Origin of the sequence: Halogeometricum limi (assembly GCF_900115785.1) — an archaeon.
In the GTDB taxonomy this organism is placed as follows: domain Archaea; phylum Halobacteriota; class Halobacteria; order Halobacteriales; family Haloferacaceae; genus Halogeometricum; species Halogeometricum limi.
Genome location: NZ_FOYS01000005.1, coordinates 262620 through 281198, shown reverse-complemented (window position 1 = coordinate 281198; position 18579 = coordinate 262620). Strand labels below are relative to the sequence as shown.

General features: G+C 66.9%; 17 protein-coding genes and 1 pseudogene. 8 read left to right on the top strand and 10 right to left on the bottom strand.

Annotated features, from left to right (window positions below; genetic code table 11):
- Positions 1 to 60: 60 nt before the first annotated feature.
- Entirely contained in the window at positions 61 to 1230 is a 1170-nt protein-coding gene (locus BM282_RS15325; protein ID WP_089882810.1) for a thiolase C-terminal domain-containing protein, read from the top strand.
- Positions 1227 to 1658: a Zn-ribbon domain-containing OB-fold protein gene (locus BM282_RS15320; protein WP_089882645.1), complete on the top strand. Its 432-nt coding sequence runs from the start codon at positions 1227 to 1229 to the stop codon at positions 1656 to 1658. Before BM282_RS15325 ends, BM282_RS15320 begins: the two co-directional genes overlap by 4 nt.
- A gap of 48 nt (positions 1659 to 1706) precedes the next feature.
- Here the strand turns inward: BM282_RS15320 and BM282_RS15315 are convergent, their stop codons facing one another.
- Together BM282_RS15315 and BM282_RS15310 are read right to left on the bottom strand one after the other, a co-directional pair.
- Positions 1707 to 2993 (bottom strand): amidohydrolase, encoded by a 1287-nt coding sequence (locus BM282_RS15315; RefSeq protein ID WP_089882643.1) that lies wholly within the window; start codon positions 2991 to 2993, stop codon positions 1707 to 1709.
- Entirely contained in the window at positions 2983 to 4008 is a 1026-nt protein-coding gene (locus tag BM282_RS15310) for a threonine ammonia-lyase (RefSeq protein WP_089882641.1), read from the bottom strand. The genes BM282_RS15315 and BM282_RS15310 overlap by 11 nt, the downstream gene beginning before the upstream one ends.
- Before the next feature lie 291 nt (positions 4009 to 4299).
- On the opposite strand from BM282_RS15310, the gene BM282_RS15305 reads away from it, so the two are divergent.
- A complete protein-coding gene (locus BM282_RS15305; protein WP_089882639.1) occupies positions 4300 to 5094 on the top strand; it encodes an NAD-dependent epimerase/dehydratase family protein in 795 nt (264 codons plus the stop codon).
- 120 nt (positions 5095 to 5214) lie between these two features.
- Here the strand turns inward: BM282_RS15305 and BM282_RS18760 are convergent.
- Positions 5215 to 5398 (bottom strand): annotated as a pseudogene (locus tag BM282_RS18760) (fumarylacetoacetate hydrolase family protein); the annotation flags it as partial.
- A 221-nt stretch (positions 5399 to 5619) separates the two neighbouring features.
- Between BM282_RS18760 and BM282_RS15295 the strand changes: the two are divergent.
- The gene (locus BM282_RS15295) at positions 5620 to 6831 is read left to right on the top strand and encodes an NAD(P)/FAD-dependent oxidoreductase (protein WP_089882636.1); all 1212 of its coding nucleotides are present in this window, start codon (positions 5620 to 5622) and stop codon (positions 6829 to 6831) included.
- 155 nt (positions 6832 to 6986) lie between these two features.
- The gene (locus BM282_RS15290) at positions 6987 to 9044 is read left to right on the top strand and encodes a glycoside hydrolase family 15 protein (RefSeq protein WP_089882634.1); all 2058 of its coding nucleotides are present in this window, start codon (positions 6987 to 6989) and stop codon (positions 9042 to 9044) included.
- 260 nt (positions 9045 to 9304) lie between these two features.
- Here the strand turns inward: BM282_RS15290 and BM282_RS15285 are convergent, their stop codons facing one another.
- Positions 9305 to 9751, bottom strand: a complete 447-nt coding sequence (locus BM282_RS15285; protein WP_175501574.1) for an ester cyclase — start codon at positions 9749 to 9751, stop codon at positions 9305 to 9307.
- 159 nt (positions 9752 to 9910) lie between these two features.
- On the opposite strand from BM282_RS15285, the gene BM282_RS15280 reads away from it, so the two are divergent.
- Together BM282_RS15280 and BM282_RS15275 are read left to right on the top strand one after the other, a co-directional pair.
- Positions 9911 to 11629, top strand: a complete 1719-nt coding sequence (locus BM282_RS15280; RefSeq protein WP_089882631.1) for an ATP-dependent DNA ligase — start codon at positions 9911 to 9913, stop codon at positions 11627 to 11629.
- Positions 11630 to 11690: 61 nt separating this feature from the next.
- Positions 11691 to 12662: an mRNA 3'-end processing factor gene (locus tag BM282_RS15275; RefSeq protein ID WP_089882629.1), complete on the top strand. Its 972-nt coding sequence runs from the start codon at positions 11691 to 11693 to the stop codon at positions 12660 to 12662.
- Positions 12663 to 12667: 5 nt separating this feature from the next.
- Here the strand turns inward: BM282_RS15275 and BM282_RS18615 are convergent, their stop codons facing one another.
- From BM282_RS18615 to BM282_RS15250, 5 genes are all read right to left on the bottom strand, one after another.
- Entirely contained in the window at positions 12668 to 12814 is a 147-nt protein-coding gene (locus BM282_RS18615; protein ID WP_175501573.1) for a hypothetical protein, read from the bottom strand.
- 211 nt (positions 12815 to 13025) lie between these two features.
- Positions 13026 to 14036 carry an aldo/keto reductase gene (locus BM282_RS15265; protein ID WP_089882625.1) on the bottom strand — a complete coding sequence of 337 codons (1011 nt, stop codon included), beginning with the start codon at positions 14034 to 14036 and terminating at the stop codon, positions 13026 to 13028.
- Between the two features lie 96 nt (positions 14037 to 14132).
- Positions 14133 to 15089 carry an alpha/beta fold hydrolase gene (locus BM282_RS15260; protein ID WP_089882623.1) on the bottom strand — a complete coding sequence of 319 codons (957 nt, stop codon included), beginning with the start codon at positions 15087 to 15089 and terminating at the stop codon, positions 14133 to 14135.
- A gap of 100 nt (positions 15090 to 15189) precedes the next feature.
- Positions 15190 to 15822 carry a type 1 glutamine amidotransferase gene (locus BM282_RS15255; RefSeq protein ID WP_245758388.1) on the bottom strand — a complete coding sequence of 211 codons (633 nt, stop codon included), beginning with the start codon at positions 15820 to 15822 and terminating at the stop codon, positions 15190 to 15192.
- Between the two features lie 107 nt (positions 15823 to 15929).
- A complete protein-coding gene (locus BM282_RS15250) occupies positions 15930 to 16796 on the bottom strand; it encodes a hypothetical protein (protein WP_089882620.1) in 867 nt (288 codons plus the stop codon).
- Between the two features lie 173 nt (positions 16797 to 16969).
- Here BM282_RS15250 and BM282_RS15245 point away from each other — a divergent pair, with 173 nt between their 5' ends.
- Positions 16970 to 17356, top strand: coding sequence for an ACT domain-containing protein (locus BM282_RS15245; RefSeq protein WP_089882618.1), 387 nt, complete (start codon positions 16970 to 16972; stop codon positions 17354 to 17356).
- A 44-nt stretch (positions 17357 to 17400) separates the two neighbouring features.
- On the opposite strand, the gene BM282_RS15240 is transcribed toward BM282_RS15245, so the two are convergent.
- The gene (locus BM282_RS15240; RefSeq protein WP_089882616.1) at positions 17401 to 18489 is read right to left on the bottom strand and encodes a tyrosine-type recombinase/integrase; all 1089 of its coding nucleotides are present in this window, start codon (positions 18487 to 18489) and stop codon (positions 17401 to 17403) included.
- Positions 18490 to 18579: the final 90 nt, after the last annotated feature.

Below are 18579 nucleotides of genomic sequence, written 5' to 3'. Positions count from 1 at the left end.
TACCAACGGCCAGACACATGCTAATAGCTAACTATGGCCGTCGATACCGCGTACGTACGGATGCCAGAACCAATCATCGCGTCGGTCGGCGCCTCGCCGCTCGGCCGCACGGACCTGCCGGGCCGCGACCTCTTCTCGGTCGCCCTCGCGGAGGCGTTCGACGAACTGCCCGACCCCGCCGACGTCGTCGAGGCGGTGTACGTCGGCAGCCAGTCGGAGAGTTACGAACACCAGATCATGTACGGGACGCTCTTGGCCGAGTGGGCCGGTCTCCGTCACGTCCCCGCCGAGCGGGTAGAGGGCTGTGCCGCCGCGGGTGCGCTCGCACTGCGTCACGCGGTCAAGGACGTCCGGAACGGCGAACACGAGGCCGTGCTCGCGTGCGGCGTCGAGAAGATGACGTCCGCGGGGACGAGCGGTGCGACGGACGCGCTGTCGGCGGCGTTCGACCGCGCCATCGAACAGCGCTCCGGCGTCACCGCGCCCAGCCAGTACGCGCTGCTCGCCCAGCGCTATCTCCACGAGACGGACGCCACGGAGCGCGACCTCGCCGAAATCGCGGTGAAGAACCACGCCAACGCCGCTCGCAACCCGCGGGCGCAGTTCCCGAAGGAAGTCGACGTCGAGACGGTCTTGGAGTCCAACCCCGTCGCTTCGCCGCTGAAGCTCTACGACTGTGCGCCGGTCGGTGACGGCGCGGCGGCCGTCCTCGTCACGACCGCCGAGTTGGCGGCCGACCTCGACTGCCCGCAGGTGCGCGTCGCGGGCAGCGGAGCGTCCGCGAACAACATCGCGGTCGCCGAGCGCGACATGACCGACATCGCGGGCGCTCGCATCGCCGCCGAGACGGCCTACGAGGAGGCGGGCATCGACGCCGCCGACGTCGACATCGCGGAGGTACACGACGCCTTCACCGTCTGTGAGGCGCTGCTGGCGGAGGCCGTCGGCTTCGCTCCGACGGGAACGGGGTATCAGAGCTATCTGGACCCGGCAGACCGGGCCGACGGCTGGACGGACGTGCAGTTGAGTCCGAGCGGCGGGCTGAAGGCACGTGGCCATCCAATCGGCGCGACCGGGCTCTTGCAGGCGCTCGAAGCGTACGAACAGCTCACGGGGGCCGCGGGCGACCGGGCGGTCGAGGGAGCCGAGACGGCCCTGTTGCTCAACGAAGGGGGCGTCGCGGACGCCGTCACCGTCGGTCACGTGCTCACGACGGCGGAGGCACAATGAGCGACGACACCCTCGATTCGAGCGACCCGCGGACGCTCCCGGGCTTCTTCGACGCCCTCGCGGACGAGGAACTCCTTGGTGGCGTCTGTACGGACTGCGGACAGGTACTGCTGCCGCCGCGACCGGCCTGCTACGCCTGCGGCAGTCGCGCCGTCGACGTCGAACCGCAGTCCCGGGAGGGGGAGATATTCTCGTACACGGAGGTCCACGCGGCACCGCCGGCGTTCGCGGCGGACGCGCCCTACACGGTCGCCGTCGTGGAACTCGCGGACGGCGGCCGCCTCCTCGGGCGCGTGAACGCCGACTACGCCGACGTCGCCATCGGCGACCCGGTCGAACTCACGGTCCGAGAGCCGACGGCCGCAGAGCGCGACGCCGCACTCGACTACGAGGCCGACTGGCCGATTCACGTCTTCGAACCGCGGTAAGAGTCGGTCGCGGCTTCGCGCCCGACTCGGCGACGACGCCGATGGGACTCACTCTCGACCCGCCCGCACCACCGCGTCGGCCAACACCTCCACGCCGAGTCCGAGGCTCGCTTCGTCCACGTCGAACGCCGCCGCGTGGTGGCCCGCGGGGTGGTCCGTTCCGACGACGGCGTACGTCGCAGTCCCACCTCGCTCCGTCACCCGCTTCATCAGGTACGTCGCGTCTTCGCTCGCACCGAACGCCTCCGAGGCGACGGCGTCGGTCACGCTCGGGTGTTCCTCGGCGGCGGCGAGGACGTGTCGCGACGTTCGCTCGTCGCTGTCGGCGCGAATCGCTTCCCCCCTGACCGTCACGTCCGCGTCGCACCCGTATCGCTCTGCGGCCGTCCGTATCACCGTCTCGCACTCTTCGTACATGTACTCCATCAGGTCGGTGTCGTCGCCGCGAACCTCCAACTCGAACTCGGCGGACTCGGAGACGACGTTCGTCGTCGTCCCGCCCTCGATTCGGCCGACGTTGACCCGCGTCGCACCGCCGCCGTGACGGGGTATCGCGTACACGCTCGACGCCGCGTCGACGGCCGCCTGCACCGCGTTCGCCCCCTGCTCCGGGTTCTTCGCGGCGTGCGCCGAGGTGCCAGAGAACTCGACGAAGAACCGGCGTTTCGCGAGCATCTTCGTCATCCCCGCGACGACGGTTCCCGTCGGTCTGTCGAGTCCGAGGTGGACGGCGACGAGGTGGTCGACGCCGTCCACGTGACCGCTCTGAGCGAGCGCTCTCGCGCCGCCGGCCACCTCTTCTGCGGGTTGGAAGACGACTTTGAACGTCCCCTCGAAGTCGCTGTCTCGCACCGCCTCGAGGACGCCGAGTCCGATGGCCGTGTGGCCGTCGTGGCCGCAGGCGTGCATCACGCCGTCGGTGACCGAGCGGAACCCCTCCCTCGTCGGTCGATGGCTCTCGGCGTCGGACTCGGCGACGAACAGGGCGTCCATGTCGACGCGGAGGGCGACTGTCGGTCCCGACCCCCGTTCGAGGACGGCCACCGCGCCCGTGTAGCCACCGCGGGTGCGTTCGAGGACGTCCGTTCGCGCACCGCGCTCTCGCGCCCGTTCGTGCCACGCCTCCAGTTCTTCCTCGGGCGGAAGCGACAGTCTGCGCTCGGATTCGTACAACTCCCGGCCGTAGTGGAGTTCGTCGACGCCGATTCGCTCGGCTTCGTCGACGACGGCGCTCGTGGTGGCGAACTCGCACCACGCCGGTTCGGGGTAGCGATGGAGGCGTCGACGTATCTCGGACAGACGCTCGCTGACCGGCGGAGTGCCTTCAGTCGCCATCGCCGCAGAGCACCTCCCGGAGTTTCGACGTCGCGAGGTTCTTCCCGGAAATCTGCAGGACCACCGTCTGCCCGGCGAGTTCCTCGCGGCGTTCCAGCGCCGCCGCGACGGACGCGCACGCGGCGCCTTCGAGCAGGAGGTGTTCCTCTCTGAGCATCGCTTCGACCGCTTCTCGAATCCGGTCGTCGCCGACGAGAACCATCTCTGCGAGGTGGTCGCGGAGGAGTCGCGTGGTCAACGCGAACGGGACGCGCGACTGCAACCCTTCGGCGTACGTCTCCGCGTCCTCGCGCGGCCGGAGGTGTCCCTCGGCCCACGCGTGGTACATCGCGCTCGCGTTCTCCGACTGGACGCCTATCACGTCCGCGTCCGTCGTCTGGCCGACGGTCAGACAGTACCCCGCCGCGCTACTCCCGCCGCCGACGGGACAGATGAGCGTGTCGACGGCGGGGAGTTCTTCGACGACTTCGAGGCCCGCCGTCCCGACGCCCGCGACGAGTTTCGGTTCGTTCGCCGAGTGGACGTATCGGTAGCCGTGTTCCCGCGCCTGTTCTTCGGCCCACTCGCGTGCGGCGTCGTAGTCTCGCCCGTGCGGGTGGACTTCCGCGCCGAACCGCTCCATCGCGGCGACCTTGTCGGGGTTCGGGTCGCCCGGCACGGCGACCAGAACGGGGATGTCGAACGCTCGCCCCGCGTACGCGACGGACTGACCGTGGTTGCCCGTACTCGCCGCGACGAGGCCGGGGTCCGTGAACTCCTCGTCCAGCGTCGCGCACAGGTTGATTCCGCCTCTGACCTTGAACGCGCCCGTCGGAAGCGTGTCCTCGCGTTTCAGGTAGACGTCGGCGTCGAGTTCGGCCGAGAGATACTCGCTCCTGACGAGGGGGGTTCTCGGGAGGTACCGTCCGACGACGCGTCGCGCCTCGTAGACGTCGGCCAGCGTCGGCGGGTCGAGGTCGTGATACGAGAACAACGTCGTCTCGTCCGGCGACTCTCTCGTGTCGTACGTTGTCATAGTACGCGATTACGGTCGGACTGTAAAACACTGCCGACGCCGCGGAATTACCTCGTTCGTCCCGGGGATGTGGACGTTCCGAGGGCCGAGACTCGCGTTGGGCACGCCGAACAGTCGTCGGGAACGAGTGACGCTTCGTCGTTTCGTCGACACCGCCTGCGAGCGTGTTACAGCGTTAGTGAAACACGTCGACGCTACGTGTGATACCCCCGGGTTCGTAGCCGTTCGGTTCGCCTCGGGGGTCGGAACGGCCGTCGTCTCTTTACTTCTCGCCCTGCACTCCCTTCTGAGATGGCACACATCGCAGTGACTGGCGCGTCGGGGAACGTCGGCGGTGCGGCCCTCGACGCGTTCGACAGCGACGAACACGAAGTGACGGCAATGACGAAGTCGGGTCTGGACGACGGCGACAGCATCGTGGTGAACGTCCTGGACAGAGCGGCGCTCACGCAGAAACTCCCGGACGACGTGGACGTCATCGTCCATCTGGCCGCGAACCCGTCGCCGTACGCCGACTGGGACGAGGTGAAAGACGTGAACGTCGACGGCGTCTACAACGTCTATCACGCGGCCGTCGAGAACGACGTCGACCGCGTGGTCTACTCCTCTTCGAACCACGCGCTCAACGCGCACGAAGTCGCAGACTCCTCGGAACCGGAGACGCTTCGCGAGGACGCCCCGGCGATATACCCCGACGACGAACCGTTCCCGGACTCGTTCTACGGCGTGACGAAAGTCGCCGGGGAGTCGCTCGGCAAACTGTTCGCACACCGGGAAGGTATCGAAGTCGTCAACCTCCGCATCGGATGGCTCCTCTCGGCGGACGAGTTGCGAGAGACCCTCGCGGACCCGGTTTCGGAGGAGTACGCCGAGGAGGCCGCACGCTTCGCGCGGGCCATGTGGCTCAGCCCCCGCGACTGCCGCGACGCCGTCAGGTCGGCGGCGCTCGCGGACCTTTCGGAGAACCCGGTCACCGCGCACGCGATATCCGCGAACGACGAGCGGTGTCTCTCGCTCACGCACACGCTCCGGACCATCGGCTACGAACCGCGAGACAACGCGGCCGACGTCATCGCGTCGAACTGACCGACGACCGGTCTCGGGTCGCCGTTCACGACACCCAGAGAGTTCTCCACTCGGTACGACACTCGAGTTCGGAGACCCGACGGTTGACCGAGCTCTGAGCGTCGGCGACGGCGGTTCGAATCAGACCGTCGTCGCGCCGTTCGAGAGCGTTTCGACGTTTCCTATCTCTCTCGACGTGGTCGCCTTCGGCCAGCGTGAAATCCTCGGGTGGGACGAGAGACGTGCCGGTCAGGAGGACGGCGAGTTCTGAGACGGCGTCGTGTTCGGTGAGCGCGGTCACGAGTTCGTCGCACGTTCGAACCATCCCGGGTCGTAGACGAGGTTGAACCCCCCGTCGGTTCCGACGTCGGACGACGGCTAGCTGAACTCCGTCGTCTCGATACGGGTGCCAGACGGTGCCATGGTCGGCGTTCGAGAGTCTCCCTGAGAGTTCGGACGGCCGTTCGGGCACTCGTCGCGTCCACCCGTCGTGCGACCCGCCATCGCGCTTAAGCGACTGCCGCTTGTCCCCCCGATGACCACCCCATGACGAAAGTTGCAGTCTTAGGCTCGGGCTACGCCGGGTGTGCCGCCGTGCAGAGCTTAGAAGACGAACTCGGCGACGACGCCGACGTCGTCTGGGTCTCTGAGGACCCGTATCATCTGGTCCTCCACGAAGTCCACCGCTGCATCCGCAAGCCCTCCGTTCGCGACCACGTCACCGTCCCCATCGACGAGATAGCCGACGACGACACGGCGTTCGTACGGGGACGCGTCGTCGACATCGACGTGGCCGACGACGTCGTCGTGTTGGACGACGAGCGAACCGTCGACTACGACTACTGCGTCGTCTGCCTTGGGAGTCAGACCGCCTTCTACGGCATCGACGGCCTCGAAGAACACGCGCTCACGCTCAAGAGCCTCGACGACGCCCTGCGCATCCACGAGCAAATTAAGGACGCCGCGCTCTCGGCTTCGAGAACCGACCCGGCGAACGTCGTCGTCGGCGGCGCGGGACTGACGGGTATCCAGACGGCCGGTGAGATAGCCGAACTGCGCGACCGGACCGACGAACCCGTCGACGTCCACCTCGTCGAGCGAGAAGACGAGATATTCCCCGGTCACGACCCCGAGTTCCAGGGCGCTATCGAGAAGCGACTGGAGCGACACGACGTGGACGTGGTCACGGGCAAGGCGATGTCCGAAGTGCGCGCGGACACCGTCGAGTTCGACGACGGCGACACGATAGCGTACGACGTCCTCGTCTGGACGGGCGGCGTGACGGGACAGGACGCTCTCGAAGACGTCGACGTCGACAAAGACCAGAACCGCGCGTACGCCGACTCGACGCTGAAGACGAGCGACGACCGGGTGTTCGCCATCGGCGACTCCGCACTCGTGGCCCAGGACACCGAGGGTGGACCACTCTCCGAACACGACCTGTGGGAGCAGGTGGTCCACCCGGACGCCGACGCGTCGCCGCCGCCGACGGCGGAGGCGGCCATGGAAGAGGGAACACACGTCGGGCAGAACGTCGCGCGGACCATCGAGGGGCGTGACCTCGTCCATTGGTCGTACATCGACAAAGGGACGCTCGTCTCCGTCGGGGACGACGCCGTCGCTCACGACGTCCTCGGCGTCCCACTCGAGACGTTCGGCGGTCGTCCGGCCCGGTTCGTCAAGAAGAGTATCTCGTTTCGGTGGCTGAGGAAGATATCGTCGCTCCGGCGGGCCGCCCGCGCGTGGGACGACATGTGACCTCCGCTCGTGTGTCCGGGCCGGCCCGATGGGAGAGCCGATTCGGGCTCTCGCTGGGCGGTCGAGTAGGCTGTGCAGGACGGACGAGCGTCGTTATCGACGTCGGGACGGCCGTAAGACACCTAACCGACGCCCTCCTCTTTCGCGTACACAACATGGACGGGACTCATCTCCCGAGTGACAAGGACGCGCTACTCAGTTCGCCGCGTGACGCGGGCGGGTACGTGCTGGCGACGGTGAACCAGTACCCCTCCCGCGTCGTCGACGAAGACTGGCGCGGCGCACTGATCGAAGATACGTCCGCGTTCCGCGCCGACGTCGAACAGTTCAGCGACTTCCACACGCTCCTCTGGGACGCCGACCGGGAGCAGACGCTCGACGTGCGCCGGGACGCCGTCGAGAGCGACGTCGAGTACGAGTCGCCGCGCGTCCCCGAGACGCACATCGAGAACGCGTTCGAGTTCGCCGACGGCACCGAGGCGTCGTTGAGTCAGGACGTTCTCGTCTGCGGCGCGGAACCCGCGCTGTTCGTCCGGAACCGAGCGACGTTCGACGCGTCCGGCGAACGAACGCTGTTCTCCGTTCTCAACTCGTCTATCCGCGACGGTGCCGAAGAGAACGACGGCGACGACGCCCACGTCACCACCGTCGAGGGCGAGGAGCGAACGTACGAGTGCATCGTCTCACACGACGGTGACCGCTACTTCGCCGTTGCACTCCACCGACCGGAGACGGGTCAGACCTCGTTCGACGGTCACCGAATCGGTCGCATAGGAGATACCGAGGGCGACGAGAAGAGCGCCTGGCACGACATCTACGAGGAGAACGACGGTTACATCGACTCGAACGAGGAACTCTCGGGGCAGTTAGACCTCGGATTCGGGCTCTACGTCGACGACGACACCGACGTGACGTGGGAGACGGCCGTCGGGTTCGGTCGCAGCGAGGACGACGCACTCGACGCCGTCGCCGCGGCACTCGACGACGGCTACGAGGCCAAACGCGAGGCGTTCGCCGACGCGTGGGAGGAGTGGCACGACGGCGTCGCCGACGGGCCGACGGACGACGACACCGCGAACGCGATGTACGAGCGGTCGCTGACGAGTATAAAGTGCGCGCAGGACCCGCGCGGCCCGATGATAGCCGGTGCGTTCGAACCAGACGACCAGGGGTATCGGTACGTCTGGCCGCGCGACCAGGTGTTCCTCGCCGCGGCGATGCTCGCGGCGGGCGCGGAGGACGAGGCCCGCGCCGCACTCGATTGGCTACGAGACGAGCAGATAGTCGAGGAGACGACGGACGAACGGGACATCCAGCGCCGAGGGACGTGGTGGCAGAACTACCGCACCGACGGCGAACCGCACTGGACGGTGCTCCAACTCGACCAGATAGGCGGTCCCATCTACACGCACTGGCTCGTCTGGCAGGAGACCGGCGACGACGACGTCCTCGACGAGTACTACGAGATGAGCGAACGCGCGGCCGACTTTCTCCTGTCCTACGACAACGGCGACGGCTTCCCGGGTAAATCGCAGGACCCGTGGGAGGAGGTGTGGGGCCACTCCACGGAAGGCAGTGCGGCCTCCATCGCCGGCCTGCGGTGCATGGCCGAGATGGCCGACGCCCGCGACGACGGCGACTTCGCGGACGAGTGTCGCGAGCAAGCCGACGAGTGGGCCGACAGCTTCGACGACTACTGCTTCCGCGAGGACGCCTACCTCGGCGACCACTACGTGACGGCCGACAGCCCCGACGCGGAGGACAACGTCGCACCCGACCAGCGACCCGACGCCGCCGCGTTCATGGCGACGTGGCCGTGGAACGTCGTCGCCGCCGACAGCGACGAGATGCGCTCGACGGTCGAACTCGCCGACGACCCGTCGTGGGGGGCGTCGGAGGTTCCGTGCGTCGGCCGCTACCCCGAGGACGACTACACCCCCTCGGGCGAAGTCGAAGACGGGGGCTGGCCGCTCTGTGAGGCCTACGCCGACGCCGTCCGATGGCTCGACGGCGACGAGGACGCTCTCGCCGAGTATCTCTTCGAGGACGCTCCGAACTGGACGTCCGCGGCGGGACTGCTTCCCGAACAGACGACCGGCGACGGGTCGGTCCGCTGGAACTCCAACCTTCAGTGGAGCCAGGCGATGTACGTCCTCTTAGCCGAGAGCTACGTCGACGACGAACCGTACGGGATGGCTCCCGGGCCGGACTGAAACGGACGAAAACCCGCTCTGTCTCTCCGCGTCCCGACTTCTCTCGTCGCTCTGATAGCAGTGCTGTCTCATTCGTTTTTCTCTCTTTGATAGCTTTTTCAATTTTGCTAGTTTTGCTGTCTTTGCCAAAGTCTCCGACTTCCTATTTTTGTCGCTCAGTTTCTCTCGTCTCGGAGGCCGAAGCGGAGTCGGGGCGTCGCTGTCGCGGACGGACGTTCCGCCGACCCGTCGCACTCTCAGAGTCGGTACGTCGGTGACCGTTAGGAGGGGACGCCCGGCACCGTACCGAGGTATCCACGACCGATCTGTCGCAGAATCGACGCCCACTCCGCGTCGAGCCACACTTCGACGACTTCGCCCCTCTCGTGTCTGTGACGTCCGTGCCCCGAGAACGAGACGTCCGCTCCGCTGGGTGGAATCCCCGCTACGGTGCCGGTGTGGGTGCCGTTGAACTGCCACGAGGCGTAGACGAACTCGTCGTCCGCGTACATCTCTTCGAGTTCGATCTCGCAGTCGGGAAACGCCGTCTGGAATAGTTCGACGACGCGTCGATACTGCGCTCGGCCGATGGTCTTCGGCACCGGGAAGCCGTGACCGCAGAAGTCCGCCGCGTAGATGTCCCGGACGGCCTCCACGTCGCGTTGTTCCCAGACGCGCGTGAAGTCCTGACGGCTGATGGCCATCCGCCCCTCTTTGGACTCTCTCATACCACCCATTGCGCCAAACGAGTGATAAAATCTCGCCCCGGTGACAGGACTGTGGAACGAGTTCCACGGCGTGGTGATGTGTTCGCGTCCGGCCGTCCTCTCTCGTTTCGCTCTCCGCCTGCGAGTGCGCTTTTGTCGCCTCGGCCCGTGATACGAACGATGGAGCACACCGCCCTCGTCGACGTGTACGACCGCCTCTCGTCGACGAGTTCGAACAACGAGAAACGCGACGTCGTCGCGGAGGCGTTCGCCGAGAGCGACGCTCACCTGTGGCGTCTGGTCGTCCTCGTTCGCGGCCGACTGTTTCCGGCGCACGACCGGCGCGAACTCGGCGTGTCTTCGCGTCTGACGCTCGAGGCGGTTCTGACGGCGACAGGTGCGCCCGAAGACGAGGTGCGAGAACGATGGCGACAGACCGGTGACCTCGGCGACGCCGCCGCGTGGGCGGTCGAAAACGGCGGCCAACAGACGCTGTTCTCCGAGACGCTCACGGTCGGTCGGGTCCACGACGGACTCCGCGAACTCGCCGACTTCGAAGGTGACGGGAGTCAGGGACGACGCGTCGACGCCCTCGCGGGACTGGTCTCCGTCGCGACGCCCGACGAGGCGCGGTACGTCGTCAGAACCGCCCTCGGACACATGCGAGTCGGCGTCGGCGAGGGGACCATCCGCGACGCCATCGCCGTCGCCTTCCTCGACGGCGGCGACGACGCCGTTTCGGCGGTCGAACGCGCCTACCAGGTGACGAACGACTTCGCCGTCGTCGCCGAGACGGCCCGCGACGGCGGCCGAGACGCACTCGCCGAACTGGACGTCGAACTGTTCCGTCCGATCCAGTCGATGCTGGCGGAGAAAGCCGAGTCGCTCGCCGAGGGCCTCGCGGACGCCGCCGCGGACGGACGCGTGCGGTATGAGTACAAGTACGACGGCATCCGCATCCAAGTTCACGTCGGAGGCGACGACGTCCGCCTGTTCACCCGACGACTCGAAGACGTGACCGCGCAGTTCCCGGACGTGGTCCGCGCGATGGAACGCGGCGTCACGGCCGAGAACGCCATCTTCGACGGCGAACTCGTCGGCTACACGCCGGAGACGATAGCGGGAGACGACCGCACCCCGGTCGTCTTCCAAGAACTCTCTCGCCGCGTGAAGCGCGAGTCGGACGTCGAGGCGACGAGTCGCGAGATTCCGGTCGTCGTCCACCTCTTCGACTGTCTGTACGACGGCGAGACGCTTCTCGACGACCCGGCGGCGGAGCGATACGAACGACTCGTCGCCGCCTTCGACTCGGTCGAACCCGAGTTCGACGACGGCGTCGCCGGCCTCGAACTGGCGACGACGGCGACGGTGTCTCCCGACGACCCGGACCCGGCGGCGGCCCTCTACGAGGAGGCGCTCGAACGCGGGCACGAGGGTCTGATGCTCAAGAACCCGGACGCGACGTACCAACCGGGGCGTCGCGTCGGACGACTGCTGAAACTCAAGCCGACGATGGAACCGCTCGACGTGGTCGTCGTGCGAGCGAAGTACAGCGAGGGTCGTCGGAGCGAACTACTCGGCCGACTCTATCTCGCGTGTTACGACGCCCAAAGCGACGAGCTTCGGGAGGTCGGACGCCTCTCGACGGGGTACACCGACGACGAACTCCGAGCACTGACCGACCGACTGGAGTCGCTGGCGACGACCCGAGACGGACGACTCGTCGAGGTGGACCCCGAGGTGGTGCTCGAAGTCGAGTACGAGGAGATTCAGTCGTCGACGGAGTACGACTCGGGTTACGCGCTCCGATTCCCGCGTTTCCTCGGCGTCCGCGAGGACCTCGGACCGGCGGACGCCGACACGCTCGAACGCGTCGACTCGCTGTTCGACGCGCAGTGAGTCGGCCGACGCTCGCCGTGCGGCCGGAACCGGCTTCTGCGCGCGTCCCTTCCCTCGATACGTGTCCGTTCACTACCGCGACGGCATCGAGATTACCCTCTCGGACGGGACCCGCGTCGTCTGCGACGCGGACCACCCCGACGGCGACGTGAACGTCGTCTCCCACGCCCACGGCGACCACTTCCCGGAGGGCGAATCGACGGCCGTCTGCTCGCCGCTGACCGCCGCGTTGGCGACGGCCCGTCGCGACGTGCCGCTTCACGCGAGGACGGACGACCGAATCGAACTCCTCCCGGCGGGTCACGTCGCCGGGTCGCGGGCGGCCCTCGTCACCGACCCAGACGACGGGACCCGATACCTCTACACCGGGGACGTCTGCACCCGGTCTCGGTTCTACCTCGACGGTTTCGACCCGCCGGAGGCGGACGTACTCGTCGTCGAGACGACGTACGGGGAACCCGAGTACGTCTTCCCGGACCACGACACGGTCGCAGGCGAGATTGTCTCGTGGTTGCAGGAGACGGACGAACCCGTCCTGTTGTTCGGGTACGCTCTCGGCCGCGCGCAGAAACTCCAGTTGCTCGCGGAGGCGGCCGGTCGCGACCGCCTGTTCACGACCGACGCGGTGTTCCGCGTCAACGACGTGGTCTCCGAGTTTCTCGACGTGTCGTTCGCGGCGGAACCGTACACGTCCGAGACGGAACTCGGCCCCGGAGACGCGCTCGTCCTCCCGATGACGACGGCGCGGATACGCTGGATAGAGACGCTCGCGGCCGAGACCGGAGCGACAAAGGCCGGATTCTCGGGGTGGGCCGTCGACGACTCGTACAAGTTTCGCGGCGACTACGACGTGACGTTCCCGCTGTCGGACCACTGCGACTTCGAGGAACTGTGCGCCCTCGTCGACGCCGTCGACCCGGGACGCGTCTACACGCAGCACGGGTCCACGGACGCTTTCGCCGAGACGCTGACGCGGCGGGGATTCGAGGCGACTGCACTTCGGCAGAACCAGACGGCACTGGGGGATTTCTGAGTCGCTCAGACCGGCTTGAGCGTCTTCGATTCGCCGCAGCCGACGCACTTCAGAATCTTGTACCGCCGTTTCGCGACTCCCGTCTCGTCGCGAGTGATTCCGTCGCGACTGAGCGCTCGCTTCATCGTGAACGTGACTCTGTGGGGAGTCACGTCGCCGCACGAGACACAGTCCGTGTCGAACGTTTCTGCGACCCCTACCTCGTCTTCTCGCCCCTCCATGTGTCACTTCTTCGAGGGCGAACCCTCTACTAATACGTTTGTAATTACTTCTCTCGTGACACGCGAGAGCGATTGGAAATCCGCTCGGAAATTCGGTCAAAATCGCCCGGAAATCCGGGTGAACGGGCACCCGCGTTTCGTGTTACAGTCCGGCGTACGGGCCGCCTTTCGCCTCCGTCAGTCGGTCGACCTGTTCGTCGGAGAGTGCCACCGAGGCGGCGGCGAGGTTCTCTTCCAGTTGGTCGACGGTTCGCGCACCGACGATGGGGGCGGTGACGCCGTCGCGGTGCATCGCCCACGCCAGCGCCGTCTGTGCGGGCGTCGCGCCCACCTCGTCGGCGACGGCGTCGAGTTCGTCGTGGACGGCGAAGTTCTCTTCGGTCAGGTAGTTCTCCTCGAACCGACTCGATTCGGAAGCGCGCGACTCGCCGGTGAGGCCGTCTTCGCGACTGTACTTGCCCGTGAGGAAGCCCTGTCCGAGCGGACTCCACGGACAGACCGCCATCCCGTAGGACCGCGCCATCTCCAAGTAGTCTCCCTCTATCTCGCGGTCGACGAGGTTGTAGCGGGGTTGGGAGACGGTGAACGGTTCCCACCCGTTCGAGCGGGCTATCTCGTTGGCCTTCGCCACCTTCCACGCGTTCGGCCGGAGCGTCGACGCGCCGAGGTAGTGGACCTTGCCGTCCTCGACGAGGCCGTTCAGCGTCTTCATCATCTCGCGGGTCGGCGTCTGGTCGTCCCAGCGGTGGATGTAGAGGACGTCGACGTAGTCGGTTCCGAGGCGGTCGAGCAGTGCGTCGATGCGGTCGCGGACGTTCTTGCGATTCGTCCCGCGACTGTTCGGGTCGCCGTCGCGAATCTGCCAGTATATCTTCGAGGCGATGGTGTAGCGTTCCCGGTCGCGGTCCGCCAACCAATCGCCGATCCACTCCTCGCTGTCGCCGCCGCCGTACACGTCCGCCGTGTCGATGTAGCGGCCACCCGCGGCCTCGTAGGCGTCCAGCAGTTCGTGCGCCCGTTTCTCGTCGATTTCGACGTTTCCTTCTTCGGTTTCCTTTCCGAATCGCCACGTCCCGAACTGGAGTTCGCTCGTGTGGATACCCGTCTCCCCGAGTTGGACGAATCCGACGTCGAGGTCTGTCGTGTCGCTCATATCCTCTCTCACTCGTCGTGGCCCGAAAAACGAGGGGGAAGCGGTAGCCGACGGTGTGTTTCGTCGCCGGAGTTCTCCCCGGCCCGAGAGAGTGCGTTACTCCGCCAGCCACTCGAACATCTCGTCCTCGTACTCCACGAAGGTCGAGAGGTGTCCGCGGTCCGGGTAGAAGTGACCCTCCGCGGTCGAAACTGCGTCCATCACCCCGAGTCCCATCTCGACCGGAGTTATCCGGTCGGCCCGCCCGTGCCAGACGCCGACCGGAACGTCTATCGCTTCGAGCGCGAAGCCCCAGTCCCCCGCGAACAGTTGCAGGTCTCGCACGAACGTCGCAGTCCCGTGACGATGGCAGGCGGCCGGAACGGACGCTATCAGTAGCTTTCCGACCTCGCTCCGCCAGACCCCTTCGTCTCCGGGGGCCGCGGCCGCGACGCGTCGTTCGAGCGTCCACCCGGGCGCGTACCGAGACGAGAGCACCTCCGCCCGCAGGAACGACCGAACGACGGTCGGCGCGTACCGCGCGCCGAGCAACAGCCCCCGAGTCGCCATCCCGGCGGAGTCGGACGGCCCGAAACTACAGCAGACGGCGGCGCGCGGGAAGCGTTCGGGAGCGGTCGCACCGCACGCCAGCGCGTACGGTCCGCCGCCCGAGATACCGACGACGGGGGCGGCGTCGATTCCCAGCGCGTCCAACACCTCGGCGACGTCGCGCGGCCAGTCGGTCATCTCGCGGTCGGGGTCCGGGTCGGAGACGCCCACGCCCGGTCGCTCGGGGGCGACGATTCGAATGCCTCGCTCGCGACCGATGCGGTCGAACACGGCGGCACCCAGCCTTCCGCTCGGGATGCCGTGAAAGGCGAGCACCGGGTCGCCGTCGGGGTCGCCCGTCTCCCCGTAACCGAGTGTTCGACCGTCCGAGAGCGTCACGGTCTCGGGGTTCTCGAACAGGTCTCTCGCGACCGAGAGCATCTCGTCACGCTCGGTGTCGAGGAAGGGCGGGACGTCGTCTCGGTCGCGCAAAAGCAGACAACTGGCCGAACGGAGTGCGTTCATGACAGAGAGGACACCACGAACGACATTAACAGTTGACACGAGAGACGTCTCGTGGCCGGCCGAGCGAGTTCACTTCACCGGAATGGGGGAGCCCTGTCTCTCACTCTCGACAGAACCGGGCGAAGTTCTCCAGCGTCCGCGTCGCCGTCGACTCCTCGAACGAGTGTTCGTTCTCTTCCCAGTGGTCGCGGTACTCGGGGACGATTTCGGGCGTGAACTCGGGGTGGTACTGGACGGTCCAGACGTCGTGTTCGCGGTGCGTCGTCGCGAAGGCGTCGTTGTAGCCGGTCGTTCCGACGACGTCCATCCCCTGGCCGGGTTCGGTCACGACGTCGGAGTGGAGGACGGGAACGACGCCCGCGACGCCCTCGAACAGCGGTATCTCGGCGAACTCGGCCTCGACTAACTCGCCGCGGGAGACGCCGCTGTCGACGACGGTTCCGCCGTACATCTCGTTGACGAGTTGGTGGCCGAAACAGATTCCGAGGAGGGGGACGCCGGCGTCGACGACGTTCCGGACGAACTCCTTCTGACGGGTGATCCACGGCTGGTCGGGTTCGTCGTAGACGCCCGCTCCGCTTCCGCCGACGACCACGCCGTCGACGTCCTCGAACGACGGGTCCGTCTCTCTGTTCGGGTAGTTGTACGTCTCCACGTCGTCGCCGGGGAGCAGACGGGCGACTTCGCCGGCCATGTAGCCGCCTTCCACCGCGTTGTCTACGACCAGTATCACGTTGTCCGTCGATTCGTCTCCTCGTTTATTACCTCACTGGTCCGGTCCCCGTCGTTTACTACCTCACTGGTCCGGTCCCCGGCAACTCTGCCCGGGTCGGCGCCTCCCTACGCCGACGCCGTTCGCAACGCGTAGCGGTAGTTCTCGTGGTCGGTGTCCGGGAAGAGCGCGATAGTCGGTTCACCCGTCGTCCGGTCGGGACACGACTGCGTAACCTCGACCGGAATCGTCTCGCCGGAGACGTTCACGGCGTCGGTGTGCAGGCGGACCGGGAACGACCGCTGACCGCCGCCGAAGACGAACTCGTTGTAGCCGTCGTCGACGTGGGCGTTGAGACGCACCGGCCGCGGTTGCTCGCCCGGTTCGCCCTGTCGCTGGTACGGCGTCCAGTTTCCGGCGGCACAGACGTGGTATCGGGGTGACTCCACGCGTTCGGGGAACGGTCCCGGGTTCGACACTTGCATCGTCGCGACGACGAGTTCGTCGCCGCGGTCGTAGTCGCCCTCGAACGCCACTTCGCTCGCGGGTTGGAGTTCGTACGCGAGCGTTCCGGTCGCGACGTCCGCGACGAGGACGAGGACGGCGACGACGGCGACGGCCGCGAACAGGTTTCTCGCGTGCGCATCGGAGAGTATCTGCCGTCGCGCGTCGCGTTTCGGGAGGACGTACAGGAGCGTCGCCAAGACGAGGAGGCCGAGGATGACGACGAGGTCACCCGCGCCGAACGTGTTCGCGACGTCGAAGAACAGTCCGACGAGCGTCGTGACCATGACGCCGTACCCGAGAAGCGTCACCTGCGGGTCGGACGTTCGCTGCCCGACGTAGAGGATGGCGGCGAAGAACGCGAGGACGAGTCCGTACTTCGAGACCGGCGAGTACGGGTACTGGAGCGTGAAGACGAACATCAGGACGGCGATGGTGCCGATGATGGCCGCCGCGGCGTTGAACAGCGTGTCTGTGGTTATCGAAGCCATTGGAGGGCCGTCCGCCGGTGAATCCGACGGGACTATCGAATTCGTTACAGTCAGAATATAAGTGTATTTCGGACGACGCGACCGAGTCGTTCGGTTTCTCGACGGTGAACGTCGCTCGTCGAGCGGAGGCGGTGGCGCGGTACGTATTTACCGCCCCGCTCACCACTCATCGCGTGGAACCACGAGACGTCCTCGAAGACTGCACCGTCGAAGTCGCGGCCGACACGTACGCCGTCGTCACCGCCGACGGCGACGTCTCGGACGCGTTCGCGACAGTCGACGACGGTCGGGAGACCACACACGTCGTCTCCGAAGACCGACTCGACGGTGTCGACGCGGCCGAGACGAACTGCGGGTGGCGACTCCTCACCTTCGACGCCGTCCTCCCGTTCGAGTTGGTCGGCTTTCTGGCCGTGGTCGCGACTGCGCTCGCCGAGGCGAACGTCTCGATATTCGCGCTCTCGGCGTACTCGACGGACCACGTTCTCGTCAAGCAGGACGACCTGGAATCGGCGCTCGATGCGCTCTCCGAGTTGGGGTGTCGCGTCCGGCGGCGCTGAGACGCTGGTATCTCTCGGACTCGCCGCACGGACTCTTCTCTCGACTACTCGTCGAGGAGGTCACTCACGACTTCGCCCCGTTCGGCCGCGTCGATGTGCGAGTAGGCCTCTTTCGTCGTCGACAGCGACTTGTGCCGAAGCACGTCCTGTGCGAGGCCCCGGTCCGAGCGAAAGAGTTCGTCGCCGAGACCCCGGCGGGCACCGTGTGGGAGCGGCGGTTTGCCGTCGACGTCGACGTCCGCGGCGTCGGCGACGCGTTCGAGGACGCGACGGACGCCCTCGGTGGTGATGGCGGGCGGTGCGATGTCGTACTCGCGGAGGACGTCGTCGACGTCGGCCCCGTCGAGGAGTTCGTCGGCATCGTCTCTCGCCGCCCGAACGGCGGCGTACTTCGACGGCGCGTGACTCGTCGGGAACACCGGCCAGTCGCCGGACGGCGGTTTCGCGAGCGTGCGCCAGCGTTCGAGGGCCGCCCGTGCCTGCTTCGGGACGGAGACGTCCTCCCACTCCTGTGATTTCCCCCACACGCGGAACGTCCACGCGTCGTCGTCGACGCGACCCCACGTGAGTCCGTTTCTCCCCTCGCGGCCGTCACCGCTGACGCGGAACACTTCGGCGCCGCGAACGCCCGTGTACGCGAGGACGTGGACGATTGCGCGGTCACGGACTGCTCGTCGCGCGCTCGTTCCCTCGGATTCGATGGCCTCGTACGCGACGTCGTTCGTGTGCTGGACGAGTCGGCGACGCACTTCCTGTGTCCAGAACTGCTGGGTGTGGTCCTCGTCGTCTCGGGGAAGCGGTTCGCGGGCGCGGTCCGCGAGCGCGAAGTTCCGAGAGAGGACGCCGTCGCGGACGCAGTAGCCGAGGAATCCGGACACGACGTTGTAGTACGTCGCCGCCGACGAGGCGGAGATTCCGCCGGAGTCGACGCGCTGTGCGAGTCGGTCGGCGTACCGTCTGAGAAGTTGTTCACCCTCGGCCTCGAACGCCTCGAAGGAGTCCTTCCCGCGCCGTCGGAGCCACGTCTCGAACTGCGAGAGGACCGAGTCGGCCGTCGACCGGTACTGCGCGGAGTCACCGCTCGACCGGAGATACCGCGCTATCGCCCGCGACACGTCACTCTCCGACGTCATCGAAAACTCTCCCCCTCGCGAAGCATGAATCGACGTACAGGAGCGGCACTCTTGAATCCACTCGTCTCTTCGCCGGGCGTCCGTCGCCAC

What these genes read in the sequence shown, in the direction of transcription:
- BM282_RS15325 (WP_089882810.1), top strand. Translation starts at nt 61, where the DNA reads ATGCCAGAACCAATCATCGCGTCGGTCGGCGCCTCGCCGCTCGGCCGC.
- BM282_RS15320 (WP_089882645.1), top strand. Translation starts at nt 1,227, where the DNA reads ATGAGCGACGACACCCTCGATTCGAGCGACCCGCGGACGCTCCCGGGC.
- BM282_RS15315 (WP_089882643.1), bottom strand. Translation starts at nt 2,993, where the DNA reads ATGGCGACTGAAGGCACTCCGCCGGTCAGCGAGCGTCTGTCCGAGATA.
- BM282_RS15310 (WP_089882641.1), bottom strand. Translation starts at nt 4,008, where the DNA reads ATGACAACGTACGACACGAGAGAGTCGCCGGACGAGACGACGTTGTTC.
- BM282_RS15305 (WP_089882639.1), top strand. Translation starts at nt 4,300, where the DNA reads ATGGCACACATCGCAGTGACTGGCGCGTCGGGGAACGTCGGCGGTGCG.
- BM282_RS15295 (WP_089882636.1), top strand. Translation starts at nt 5,620, where the DNA reads ATGACGAAAGTTGCAGTCTTAGGCTCGGGCTACGCCGGGTGTGCCGCC.
- BM282_RS15290 (WP_089882634.1), top strand. Translation starts at nt 6,987, where the DNA reads ATGGACGGGACTCATCTCCCGAGTGACAAGGACGCGCTACTCAGTTCG.
- BM282_RS15285 (WP_175501574.1), bottom strand. Translation starts at nt 9,751, where the DNA reads ATGAGAGAGTCCAAAGAGGGGCGGATGGCCATCAGCCGTCAGGACTTC.
- BM282_RS15280 (WP_089882631.1), top strand. Translation starts at nt 9,911, where the DNA reads ATGGAGCACACCGCCCTCGTCGACGTGTACGACCGCCTCTCGTCGACG.
- BM282_RS15265 (WP_089882625.1), bottom strand. Translation starts at nt 14,036, where the DNA reads ATGAGCGACACGACAGACCTCGACGTCGGATTCGTCCAACTCGGGGAG.
- BM282_RS15260 (WP_089882623.1), bottom strand. Translation starts at nt 15,089, where the DNA reads ATGAACGCACTCCGTTCGGCCAGTTGTCTGCTTTTGCGCGACCGAGAC.
- BM282_RS15250 (WP_089882620.1), bottom strand. Translation starts at nt 16,796, where the DNA reads ATGGCTTCGATAACCACAGACACGCTGTTCAACGCCGCGGCGGCCATC.
- BM282_RS15240 (WP_089882616.1), bottom strand. Translation starts at nt 18,489, where the DNA reads ATGACGTCGGAGAGTGACGTGTCGCGGGCGATAGCGCGGTATCTCCGG.